This is a genomic window from Streptomyces sp. P5F9, assembly GCF_057961495.1.
On sequence record NZ_JBXVPZ010000299.1, the window covers coordinates 1 to 12,094 of the forward strand.

General features: G+C 72.1%; 9 protein-coding genes. 5 read left to right on the forward strand and 4 right to left on the reverse strand.

Features of this window, described 5'->3' with window-relative positions; all coding sequences use genetic code 11:
* The 3 genes from AC31A1_RS34805 to AC31A1_RS34815 form a co-directional block, all read right to left on the reverse strand.
* Nucleotides 1-1,102, reverse strand: a 1,102-nt coding sequence (locus tag AC31A1_RS34805) for a coenzyme F420-0:L-glutamate ligase (protein ID WP_489657139.1), incomplete at its 3' end; no start/stop codon positions are given.
* Entirely contained in the window at nucleotides 1,099-2,058 is a 960-nt protein-coding gene (gene cofD / locus AC31A1_RS34810; protein WP_489657140.1) for a 2-phospho-L-lactate transferase, read from the reverse strand. The genes AC31A1_RS34805 and cofD, both read right to left, overlap by 4 nt.
* A 34-nt stretch (nucleotides 2,059-2,092) precedes the next feature.
* Complete coding sequence (locus tag AC31A1_RS34815; protein WP_489657141.1) at nucleotides 2,093-2,602, reverse strand: cysteine dioxygenase; 510 nt, start codon at nucleotides 2,600-2,602, stop codon at nucleotides 2,093-2,095.
* A gap of 608 nt (nucleotides 2,603-3,210) precedes the next feature.
* On the opposite strand from AC31A1_RS34815, the gene AC31A1_RS34820 reads away from it, so the two are divergent.
* The 3 genes from AC31A1_RS34820 to AC31A1_RS34830 all read left to right on the forward strand — a co-directional run bounded on the left by AC31A1_RS34820 (nucleotide 3,211) and on the right by AC31A1_RS34830 (nucleotide 8,900).
* Nucleotides 3,211-3,474 carry a WhiB family transcriptional regulator gene (locus tag AC31A1_RS34820; protein WP_003975777.1) on the forward strand — a complete coding sequence of 88 codons (264 nt, stop codon included), beginning with the start codon at nucleotides 3,211-3,213 and terminating at the stop codon, nucleotides 3,472-3,474.
* A 186-nt stretch (nucleotides 3,475-3,660) separates the two neighbouring features.
* Complete coding sequence (locus AC31A1_RS34825; protein ID WP_489657142.1) at nucleotides 3,661-7,413, forward strand: glycosyltransferase; 3,753 nt, start codon at nucleotides 3,661-3,663, stop codon at nucleotides 7,411-7,413.
* The gene (locus AC31A1_RS34830) at nucleotides 7,410-8,900 is read left to right on the forward strand and encodes a DUF5719 family protein (protein ID WP_489657143.1); all 1,491 of its coding nucleotides are present in this window, start codon (nucleotides 7,410-7,412) and stop codon (nucleotides 8,898-8,900) included. Before AC31A1_RS34825 ends, AC31A1_RS34830 begins: the two co-directional genes overlap by 4 nt.
* A gap of 29 nt (nucleotides 8,901-8,929) precedes the next feature.
* On the opposite strand, the gene AC31A1_RS34835 is transcribed toward AC31A1_RS34830, so the two are convergent.
* On the reverse strand, nucleotides 8,930-9,379 hold the full coding sequence (locus AC31A1_RS34835) for a metallopeptidase family protein (RefSeq protein ID WP_366498950.1): 450 nt from the start codon (nucleotides 9,377-9,379) through the stop codon (nucleotides 8,930-8,932).
* A 279-nt stretch (nucleotides 9,380-9,658) separates the two neighbouring features.
* On the opposite strand from AC31A1_RS34835, the gene AC31A1_RS34840 reads away from it, so the two are divergent.
* Nucleotides 9,659-10,090, forward strand: coding sequence for a DUF3499 domain-containing protein (locus AC31A1_RS34840; RefSeq protein ID WP_078532602.1), 432 nt, complete (start codon nucleotides 9,659-9,661; stop codon nucleotides 10,088-10,090).
* Nucleotides 10,091-10,384: 294 nt separating this feature from the next.
* A complete protein-coding gene (locus AC31A1_RS34845; RefSeq protein ID WP_489657144.1) occupies nucleotides 10,385-11,749 on the forward strand; it encodes a phosphomannomutase/phosphoglucomutase in 1,365 nt (454 codons plus the stop codon).
* The last annotated feature ends 345 nt before the right edge of the window (nucleotides 11,750-12,094 follow it).

Below are 12,094 nucleotides of genomic sequence, written 5' to 3' on the forward strand. Positions count from 1 at the left end.
CCGCCGCCACCACGAACATCTCCCGCTCCGCCCCGTCCCGCCGCGCGTCCCCGTACGTGTGCGCCCCGTCCATGACGAGACACGGCACCACGAGATACGGCGCCCCGCGCAACACGTCGCCGCGCCGCACGCGCTTCGCGATGGACTCCTCGGACTTCCCGTCCCGCCGCAGATCCGCGATCCACGCGTCCCGCATCGCGTCCAGCAACGCCCCCCGCGACTCGGCGGACTCCAGCAGCACGAACCGCCACGGCGTCGTGTGATGCGGCGCCGGCGCGGTCACCGCCGCGGCCACGGCCCGTCGTACGGCACCGGGGTCGACCGGCTCGTCCGTGAAGGCCCGCACCGTACGACGCAGGGTCACCGCCTCCCGTACCGCCTCCGACGTCCCGAGCCGGAACATGTCGTCGCGCCCGCCCCGCACCATGGCCCGCGCGCCCAACTCGTCGTCCTCGGCGGTCACGACATGCGGCAGCCCCCGCACCACGGCGACCGGCAGCCCCGCGGCCTTGCCCTTGACGAGATCACCGGCGGCGGCCAGTTCGTCCGCCGTGGCCACGACGGTCGCGCTCAGCGGATTGCCGTACGCGTCCGCGCCCCCGCGCAGATCGTCCAGCACGCGCACCCCGGCGGCGCCGATCGCGACGTCCGTGAGCCCCGTGCGCCACGGCCGCCCGAAGGTGTCGGTGACGACGACGCCGACGTCGACGCCGAGCGCGTCCCGCAGCCCGTCGCGGATCGCGCGCGCGGACGCGTCCGGGGCCTCGGGCAGCAACAGCACGGTCCCGGCAGGGGTGTTGGAGGCGTCGACGCCGGCGGCGGCCATGATCAGCCCCTGCCGGTTCTCCACGATCCGCAGGGGCCCGCGCCGCGCGACGACCCGTACGGTCTCGGCGTCGATCGCGGCCTCCCGGTCGGCCGCCTCGACGATCCGCCCCTCCGCCTTGGACACGATCTTCGAGGTGACGAGGAGCACGTCCCCGTCGACGAGCCCGGGCTCGGCCGCGGCGATCAGCTTGGCCAGATCGTCCCCGGCCGCCACCTCGGGCATCCCGGGCACGGCCCAGACCCGGTATCCCTCCACCGGTGCCACGTCGCTCATGCCGCCCGCACCTCCTCCGCCAGCGCCAGCGCCTCCCGCGCCATCCGCGCGGTCGCCTCGGTGTCGGTCATCATCAGCGGCACGGCCCGGCACCGGATGCCGGCCGCCTCGACGTCCGGTACGGAGGCGGCGTCCACGGTGTCGACGAGCCAGCCGTCGAGCAGTCCCGAGCCGTAGTGCTCGGCGACCGCCGTGGCCGTGGACTCCACGCCCACCGCCGCGAGCACCTTGTCGGCCATCCCGCGCACGGGCGCGTCCCCGACGATGGGGGAGAGGCCGACCACGGGCACCCCGGCCTCGGCGATCGCCTCGCGGATGCCGGGCACGGAGAGGATGGTGCCGACGGAGACGACCGGGTTGGACGGGGGGAAGAGGATGACGTCCGCCTCCGCGATCGCCTCCAGGACCCCGGGCGCGGGCTTGGCCTGCTCGGCCCCGACCGGTACGACGGCCTCGGCGGCGACCGACGCGCGCAGCCGTACCCAGTACTCCTGGAAGTGGATCACCTTGCGCTCGCCGTCCACCTCGACGGCGACGTGCGTCTCGACGCGGTCGTCCGTCATGGGGATCAGCCGCACCCCGGGCTGCCACCGGTCGCACAGCGCCTCGGTGACCGCGCTCAGCGGGAACCCGGCGCCGATCATCTGCGTCCGCACGATGTGCGTGGCGAAGTCCCGGTCGCCGAGCCCGAACCACTCGGGCCCGACCCCGTACGCCCCGAGCTCCTCCTTGAGGTGGAAGGTCTCGTCGGCCCGACCCCAGCCCTGCTCCTCGTTGATGCCGCCGCCGAGCGTGTACATCACCGTGTCGAGGTCCGGGCAGACCTTCAGCCCGAAGAGGTGGATGTCGTCCCCCGTGTTGCCGATCACCGTGATGTCCGCGTCCGGCACGGCCTGCTTGAGACCGCGCAGGAACCGGGCACCACCGATACCGCCTGCAAGAACCACAATGCGCATGGGCACAAGTCTTGCAGGCGGGTACGACAACGCGTCAGGCAGTCACGGCATCGACCGGTTCGGCCCCGGTGCGCCTCGCGCAGGCGGTGTGCATGGGCATCTCCGTGAGCCCGGGGAAATAGACGTGCAGGCTTATGGCCGGTTCGAGGGTGTCGTTGACGACCTCGTGGACGTACCCCGGCGCGAACACCCGCTGCGCGCCCGCCCCCAACGCACGCGTGCCCCGCTCGGTGCGCTCGGTCAGCGTGCCGTCCAGGACGGTCAGCACACCGGAGGAGCGGCCGTGGTCGTGCAGCCCGCTGCCCTGTCCGGGCACCCAGGACAGCAGCCACACCTCGTAGCCGGGGCCCGTGTTCAGCCGGTGGTACCAGCGGGTCGTCGCGTCGTACTCGACGAGGTGCTCCCACTGGGCGCGGTCGGCCGCGACGGAGCGCGCCAGGCCGACGAACTCGGCCAGGGTGGCGGGGTGTTCGCGCGGCGGCTGGAGGAGGTGCGGGACTTCGAGGATGTCGCCGGCGATCTGGAGGTCGCTGTCGCTGTTCATGGGGGTGCGGTGGTTCCTCGGCGTAAGAAGTAACGGCGGGGGCTGGATGTCACCAAACAGGAAATGCGGGGAGGCCGGAGCGCGTGGGGCTCAACAGCCGGAACAGCAACAACAGCTACAGCGAGCGTGGGCAGCACCGAGGGACCCGGCGGTGCGGGTCGAGGTGAGTGCCGAGTTCGCGAGCATGCCCATAAGGACAGCGGTTCACACCCGCACTGTCAACTCGACGCCCGGCATGTGGGACATGTTTCACCTCATCCGGTTCATCTCCGAGGTGAAAGGTTTGTTCAGGTGTCTACCGGGACACATGGCGCACAACCGGGCGCACAAACCCCAGTGGAACGAGATCGAACTCCTGAGCGTCCTCCCCCGTACAGGCTCCGTCTCGGGGTAGGAGGCGCTCAGGGGGGTCTCCTTTGCTTGTCAAGGTTTATGCCGATTTGAACACTTTCTGCTAGCCCTTGGTTCCGCAGAGTGAATAAGGGGCCCAATAGCAGATCTCGGCTTGACTCGCCCGGAGCAGCACACTTGTAATTTCACTCGTGTCGTTCAGCCGACATCGGTAACGGCCACATCACGGGGACGCGAAAGACAGACGAGGGGCGCACATGACCGAGCTGGTGCAGCAACTGCTGGTCGACGACGCGGACGAGGAACTCGGCTGGCAGGAGCGCGCGCTGTGCGCCCAGACCGACCCCGAGTCCTTCTTCCCCGAGAAGGGCGGCTCCACCCGCGAGGCCAAGAAGGTCTGCCTGGCCTGTGAGGTCCGTTCCGAATGCCTCGAATACGCCCTCGCCAACGACGAACGCTTCGGCATCTGGGGCGGCCTCTCCGAGCGGGAACGCCGTCGGCTCAAGAAGGCCGCCGTCTGAAGCCGGACGGCACACCTCGGGACATACCTCGGGACGTACTGAACGGCCCGTCGCAGCTGGGTTATCCACAGGCGGCGGGCCGTCGTCATGCCCAGCCGATAGTGTGGGCGCTCGTCCGAGACGTACCGCAGTCCCCTCGGGACACGGGCGTCCACCGCAGTCCATCGAACCGGGGCCCGTACCTCGATGTCCGTGCACAGCCACACGGCAGGCCAACACGACGCTGCCACTCCTGAGTTCCCGCGTCACGTGGTGACCGCGGTGCTCGTCTCCCACGACGGCGCCCGCTGGCTGCCCGACGCGCTCGCCGGGCTGCTCGGCCAGGAGCGCCCCGTGCAGAGCGTCATGGCCGCCGACACCGGCAGCGCGGACGACTCCGCCCAGCTGGTCACCGACGCCCTCGGCGCCGACCGCGTGCTCCACCTCGCCCGGCGCACCGGCTTCGGCCAGGCCGTCGAGGAGGCCAACCGCACCGCGCCCCTGCTGACCCCGGACGAGCTGCCGTACCTGAAGCGCCCCAGCGGCTGGGACCCCGTCACGCGCACGTGGCGCGACGACGCCTACGACATGCCCGAACTCCCGTACGGCGAGCCCGTCCAGTGGCTGTGGCTGCTGCACGACGACTCCGCCCCGGAGCCGGACGCCCTGGCCCAGCTGCTGCGGGTCGTGGACCAGGAGTACGAACTGGGCCGCGACGACGTGGCCGTCGTAGGCCCCAAGCTGCGCGGCTGGTACGACCGGCGGCAGCTGCTGGAGGTCGGCGTCACCATCGCCCACTCCGGCCGCCGCTGGACCGGCCTGGACCGCCGCGAACAGGACCAGGGACAGCACGACCACGTACGGCCGGTGCTGTCCGTCTCCACCGCCGGCATGCTCGTCCGGCGCGACGTCTTCGACGAACTCGGCGGCTTCGACCGCCGGCTGCCCCTGATGCGCGACGACGTCGACCTGTGCTGGCGCGCCACCGCCGCCGGCCACCGCGTCCTGGTCGCCCCCGAGGCGGTCGTACGGCACGCCGAGGCGGCCTCCCGCGAGCGGCGCGCCGTCGACTGCGCGGGCCGCACCGTCGCCTCCCCGCACAAGGTCGACAAGGCCGGCGCGGTCTACACCCTGCTCGTCAACAGCCGTACGGCCGTGCTGCCCTGGGTCCTCTTCAGGGTCGTCGTCGGCACGCTGCTGCGGACCGTCGCCAACCTCGTAGGCAAGGTCCCCGGACAGGCCCTCGACGAGATCCGCGGCCTCCTGGGGACCCTGTTGCGCCCCGAGCGGATCCTCGCCGGGCGGCGCAGGCGCGCCGGCGCCCAGATCGACAAGGCCGAACTGCGGCCGCTGTTCCCGCCGCCGGGCGCGACCGTGCGGGCCACCTTCGAACAGGTCGCCGGAAGCTTCGTCGACACCTCCGACCCCGAGATCACCTCCGGAGCCGGCCGGCACGGCGGCGCCGTCGAGTCCGGACCCGGCGGCGACGACGCGGACTTCCTGGAGATCGAGCAGTTCGCGCGCGTGAAGCGCATCGCCCGCAAGCCGGGCCCGGTGCTGTTCCTGGTGCTGCTGCTCGTCTCCCTCGTCGCCTGCCGCGGCCTGCTCGCCAGTGGCGCGCTCACGGGCGGCGCGCTGCTGCCCGCCCCGGGCGACTCCAGTGAGCTGTGGTCACGCTTCCTGGACTCCTGGCACCCGGTGGGCGTCGGCGGCACCCCGTCCGCGCCGCCGTACCTCGCGTTCGTCGCGATGCTCTCCTCGCTGCTCTTCGGCTCGACCGGCCTCGCGGTCACGGTCCTCCTGGTCGCCTCGGTCCCGCTGGCCGGGTTCACCGCCTACTTCGCCTCCCGCCCGCTCGTCGAGTCCCGCCTGCTGCGCGCATGGGCAGCCGTCGTCTACGCCTTCCTGCCCGCCGCCACCGGCGCCCTCGCCGGCGGCCGCATCGGCACCGCCGTACTCGCCATACTGCTTCCGCTGATGGCCCGCGCGGGCATCGCGGCCAGCGGCCTCACGCACGCCTCCGGGGCCCGCGGCAGCTGGCGCGCCACCTGGGCGTACGCCCTGCTGCTGACGGTCACCACGGCCTTCACGCCGATCATCTGGCCCATCACGCTGCTCCTGGGCGTCGCGCTGCTGGCCGTGCGCCGCGCCGACCTCGTCGGCTACGGACCGCGCTTCCTGGCCCAGTACGGCACCCCGCTGCTGATCCTGGCGCCCTGGTCGCTGACCCTGCTCCCGTTCGGCTTCTTCCAGCAGGCGGGCCTGGAGTACGGCTCCGGGTCCGCGTCCCCCCTCGACCTGCTCGGCGCCAGCCCCGGCGGCCCCGGCACGGTCAGCGGCCTGATGCTCATCGGCATCGTCCTGGCCGCGCTCGCCGCCCTGCTCCGCAGTGAGCGTCAGTTCGGAATCTGGACGGCCTGGGGCGTCGCCCTGGTGGGCCTCGTCTTCGCCGTCCTGTCCAACAGCTCCACCTGGGCCGGCCCCGCGACCCTCGTCTACGGCCTCGCCCTCCTCGCCGCCGCCGCGCTCGGCGCCGACGGGGCACGCGCGCGTGTGGCCGAGCAGAGCTTCGGCTGGCGCCAGCCGGTGGCCGTGCTGATCGCCTTCGCCTCGGCAGCGGGCCCGCTGCTCGTCGCCGCCGGCTGGATGATCGGCGGCGCCGACGGCCCCCTGGAGCGCCACGACCCGACCCAGGTGCCCGCGTTCGTCGCCGAGGAGAGCGGCACCCGGGACCAGGCACGCACCCTCGTCCTCGACAGCGATTCCGCCGCTCACGTCGGCTACATGCTGGTGCGCGGCTCCGGCGCCCGCATGGGAGACGGCGAGTTCGCCGCGGCGGACGGCGAGAACACCAACCTCGACAAGGTCGTCGCCAACCTCGTCGCCGGTTCCGGCGCCGACCAGGCCGACGAACTCGGCGGCTTCGCGGTGCGCTACGTCCTCGTCCACAAGGGCGCGCCCCGCGAGGTCAGCCGCGTCCTGGACGCCACCCCCGGCCTCAGCAGGCTCAGCCAGGCCGACGGCAGCGCCCTGTGGCAGGTGGACGAGGAGGTCTCCCGCGCGGCGATCGTCACCGGCTCCGCCACCCCGAAGCCGGTCGCCGCCGGACCCGTCGACATCCACACCACGATCCCGTCCGGCGCCACCGGCCGCGTCCTGCGCCTGGCCGACTCGGCCGCCGCGGGTTGGACGGCCACCCTGGACGGCAAGCCGCTCACCCGCACCACGGTCGACGGCTGGGCCCAGGGCTTCGAACTCCCTGCCTCCGGCGGCAAGTTGGACGTCACCTACGACGACCCCATCGGGCACACCGCCTGGCTGTGGGCACAGGGCGCGCTCGCCCTCGTCCTCGTCGTGCTCGCCCTCCCGGGCCGCCGCCGTGAGATCGACGACGACCTCCCCGAGGAGGAGCTGATCCCGGCCCAGGCGGTCGCGGGCGAGGGCCGCCGGGCCCGCCGTCTGCGCGCCCAGGCGGAGGCCGAGACCGCCGACGAGACCGACGAGACCGCGGACACCGGGCAGTTCGACGCCTTCGCCGCGGGTGCCACGCCTCCTCCGGAGGAGGAGGCCGTCGCTGCGATCCCGCAGCAGCAGTCGTACGGCGAGTGGGACGCGGCGAGCTACGCGGGCGCCGAGTACGGCACCTACGGCGGCGAGCAGTACCAGGGCAACGAGCAGTACCCGGCGGGTACTTACGACCAGTCGTACCAGGCGGACCCCTACCAGGCCGGTCAGGCCGGTCAGGCCGGCCAGTACGACCCGTACGCCTACGGCGGCCAGCCCGCGACACCGGCGTACGACCCGACGTACGACCAGGGCTACGACCAGAACCAGGGGCAGAACCAGGGGCAGAACCAGGGCTACGACCCGAACTACGACCCCGCCTACGACCCGACGTACGACCCGGCCCAGCAGCAACAACCGCACGGCAATGAGCGCCCCGACGGGAGCCAGCAGTGAACCGCCCCACCCTGTCCCTCCTCGCCGGCGTGGTCGCGCTCGCCGCCGTCACCGGGTTCGCCGAGATGAAGGCACCGGCCGCGTCCGGCACCGGCACCGCCAAGGCGGCCGCCCGGCTGCCCGTGGAGCGCACCAGCCTGCTCTGCCCGGCGCCCAGCACCTCCGACCTCGCCGACACCTCGTACACGTCCTTCACGCCCGTCACGACGGGCGCGGACAGCAGTGGCAAGGCCGAACTCCAGTCCGCCACCGAGGAGTCGGGCGACGGTACGAGCAACAAGAAGAAACCCGCCAAGCCCGTCCTGGAGCCGAAGGCCCCCGGCACCCCGGCCACCGGCGACAGCTCCGGCGCCGACGCGCCCGCACTGCTCGGCACCGCCGAGGGCAAGTACGCGCCCGGCTGGTCCGTCCAGGAGACCACCGAGGTCGCCGCGGGCAACGGACGCGGCCTCCAAGGCGTCAACTGCACCGCCCCGGACACCGAGTTCTGGTTCCCGGGCGCCAGCACCGCCACCGGCCGCACCGACTACGTGCACCTCACCAACCCGGACGACTCCGCCGCCGTCGTCGACATCGAGCTCTACGGCAAGGACGGCGACCTCAAGTCGACGGTGGGGGAGGGCATCACGGTCGAGCCGCACGCCAGCGAGCCGATCCTGCTGTCCACGCTCACCGACGACCAGGAGACCGACCTGACCGTGCACGTGAGCGTGCGCAGCGGCCGGGTCGGCGCGTCCGTGCAGGCCCTCGACGCCAAGCTCGGCGGCGACTGGCTGGCCGCGTCCACGGACCCGGCCGGCAGCCTGGTCATGCCGGGCATCCCGAAGGACGCCACCTCCGTGCGGCTGATCGCCTTCACACCGGGCGACTCGGACGCCGACCTGAAGGTGCGGCTGTCGTCACCCACGGGGATGATCACGCCGGCCGGGCACGAGACCGTGCACGTGAAGGCGGGCATGACGACCGCCGTCGACCTGGGCGACGTCACGCGCGGCGACCCCGGCTCCCTGGTCCTGACACCGACCGACCAGTCCGTGCCCGTCGTCGCCGCGCTGAAGGTCGTACGGGGCAAGGGCAGCAAGCAGGAGACGGCGTTCATCCCGGCGACCGGCCAGGTCGGCACGCGCGCGACGTCCGCCGACAACAGCGCCAAGGGCTCCACGCTGTCCCTGGTCGCCCCCACCCGCACCGCGACGGTCAAGGTCACCGCGTCCGCGGGCAGCGGCGGCGGCACGCCCGTCTCGAAGACGTACACGATCAAGGCCGGCACCACCGAGGACGTCGAACTTCCGGTCCCCGCAGGCCTGAAGGGCACCTACGCGCTGACGGTCGAGCCACAGTCGGGCGGCCCGGTGTACGCGGCCCGGACGCTGTCGGCGACCGAGGAGGGCGTACCGGGCTTCACGATCCAGACACTGCCCGACGACCGGGGAACGGTGTCGGTGCCCCAGACGGACGAGGACCTGTCGGTGCTGCAGAAGAAGTAGAAGCCGGGGCACGCGCGCGTGGGGAGGGCTCAGTCCTCCCCGTAGCGCGGGTCGACCGTCTCCGGGGTGAGCCCCAGCAGTTCGGCGACCTGCTCCACGACGATCTCGTGGACGAGGGCGGCCCGTTCGTCGCGCCCCTTCGTGCGGATCTCGACCGGGCGCCGGTAGATCACCACGCGCGCGGGCTGTCCCTCGCGGGCGGCGATCGTGCCCCCCAGGGGCACCGACTCGTCGTTCCAGCCCTCGCCCGCACCACCCAGTCGAGGGACTTCGAGGACGAGGAAATCGATCTCGGACAACTGCGGCCAGCGTCGCTCCAGGCGCTCCACGGAGTCCTGCACCAAGTCCGCGAAGGCGTCGGCGCGGCTCGCGGCGAGCGGAACCTGGGGCGGCGCGATCGGGCCGCGCATGCCCCGGCCGTGGCGATCGCGGCGGCGGGGCCCGGGGCCGGCGGCGGAGGGCGGTACGGGGGTGTCCATCACTGGTGAAGCGTAGTCCCCGCCGGGTCCGGCCGCCCGACTCCACCCGCCGCAGGGTGCTCCGCACGGCATGTCGCCGGATGACCATTCCAGCCAAGGTTGGGCTCGATTCCGTATGTCTCGAAGACCGTCCCTCTCAAGGCAATTGATGGTGTTTGTGCCGAGTGGTGACCGGGTTGGACCCCGTTCGAGATCTCGGGGAGGGGTGTCTGCGCAGGTCAGCGGCGTGTTGCCGGTGGGGTGTGTGGGGCGTTTCACAGCCCGACACGGTGGGGTGACCTGGGGGAGAGTCGTCGCGGCCCGCTCAAGAGTGCGGTACCGTCCAACGTCGTGAGCCCCGTACGTCGCTGTTCGCGCACCGCTTGCGGCCGCCCCGCCGTCGCGACGCTGACGTACGTCTACGCCGACTCGACCGCGGTCCTCGGCCCGCTCGCCACCTACGCCGAACCCCACTGCTACGACCTGTGCGCCGAGCACTCCGAGCGCCTCACCGCGCCGCGTGGCTGGGAAGTCGTCCGCCTCCTCGACAGCTCCGCCCCGGCCCGCCCGAGCGGCGACGACCTCGAAGCGCTCGCCAACGCCGTGCGCGAGGCGGCCCGCCCCCAGGAACGCGCGGCAGGTGCCGGCGGCGGAGGCGGGGCCCGCACGGCGGACCCGATGGAGGTCGCACGCCGAGGTCATCTCCGGGTGCTGCGCTCACCGGACAACTGACGGCGCCTGTACCGGAGTTCGTTCCTGGAGTTTCGTTCAACGATCCTGCCGCTCGGCGAGCCGGTCGTTCAACGATCCGCTCGTTCGGTGATCGAGTCGTTCAACGATCCGCCTGACTTGCGGGCGAGTTGTTCAACGATTCAGGCGGCCCCTCACCCAACCACCCTGTGCCACTCGGGTAGATGCCGCCCTGAGCTGAGGTAACGGTGTGTGGACGGCTCGGTTGCCGCACGTCGCACGGCGGTCCTGGCGGGTAGTTTGGGGCGACCGATAGGACTTTCTGGAGGGTTGGCCGTGTCTGCTGATCTGTCACAGCTTGTGAAGGCGTACGACGTACGGGGCGTCGTCCCGGACCAGTGGGACGAGTCGTTGGCCGAGCTGTTCGGAGCGGCCTTCGTCCAAGTGACCGGCGCGAGCGCGATCGTGACCGGGCACGACATGCGGCCCTCGTCCCCGGGCCTGTCCGCGGCCTTCGCGCGCGGGGCGGCTGCGCGCGGCGTCGACGTGACCGAGATCGGCCTGTGCTCCACGGACCAGCTGTACTACGCGTCGGGCGCGTTCGACCTCCCCGGCGCCATGTTCACGGCCTCGCACAACCCCGCGAAGTACAACGGCATCAAGATGTGCCGGGCGGGCGCGGCCCCCGTGGGCCAGGACACCGGCCTCGCCGATATCCGCCAACTCGTCGAGTCCTGGCTGGACTCGGGCGCGCCGGAGGTCTCCGGACCGGCGGGAACGATCACCCGGCGGGACACGTTGGAGGACTACGCGGCGCACCTCCGCGGCCTCGTCGACCTGACCTCCATCCGCCCCCTGAAGGTCGTCGTCGACGCGGGCAACGGCATGGGCGGCCACACCGTCCCGACGGTGTTCGCCGGCCTGCCGCTCACGCTGGTCCCGATGTACTTCGAGCTGGACGGCACCTTCCCGAACCACGAGGCCAACCCGCTCGACCCGGCGAACATCGTCGACCTCCAGGCACGCGTCCGCGAGGAGGGCGCCGACCTCGGTATCGCCTTCGACGGCGACGCCGACCGCTGCTTCGTGGTCGACGAGAACGGCGACCCGGTCTCCCCGTCCGCGATCACCGCCCTGGTGGCCTCCCGCGAGCTGGCGAGGAACGGCGGCAAGGGCGTGATCATCCACAACCTGATCACCTCCTGGTCGGTCCCCGAGGTCGTCAAGGAGAACGGCGGCACACCGGTACGCACACGCGTGGGCCACTCCTTCATCAAGGCCGAGATGGCGAAGGCCGGCGCGATCTTCGGCGGCGAGCACTCCGCGCACTACTACTTCAAGGACTTCTGGAACGCCGACACGGGCATGCTGGCCGCCCTCCACGTCCTCGCGGCCCTGGGTGGCCAGGACGGCCCCCTCTCCGCCCTCGTGGCCCAGTACGACCGCTACGTGGGCTCCGGCGAGATCAACTCCACGGTCGACGACCAACAGGCCCGCCTCGCCGCGATCCGCACGGCCTACGAGAACCAGACCGACCTCACCCTCGACGAACTCGACGGCCTGACCGTCTCCTCCGCCGACTGGTGGTTCAACGTCCGCCCCTCCAACACGGAACCCCTGCTGCGGCTCAACACGGAGGCACGGGACGAGGCGACGATGACGAAGGTGCGGGACGAGGTGCTGGGGATCATCAGGGGGTGACGGCGCTTCGCTTCGGCTGACGGTCCTTCTCGATGCCGGTCGGCAGATCCAGCGCGCCCGGCATCTGGGGCCCAGCCCACCGTCCCGCCCACCAGGCGGGACGCACATCTCCGGCGCCGGTCGACATTCTCAGCCGGTCCGGCGTCCGAGGCCGGGCGCACTGTCCCACCCCTCATCTCATCCAGAGGGGGTGCGCCTCTGCGGCGCGGGTCGGCATTTTCGGCGTACCTCGCGCCGGAGTCCGAGCTCGCTGTCTCGAACCCCCACCCACCCGTGAGGGGCGCACCTCTCGAACGCAGGCTCACATTTTCAACCCGTCTGGCGTCGGGGCCGACTCCACCGTCC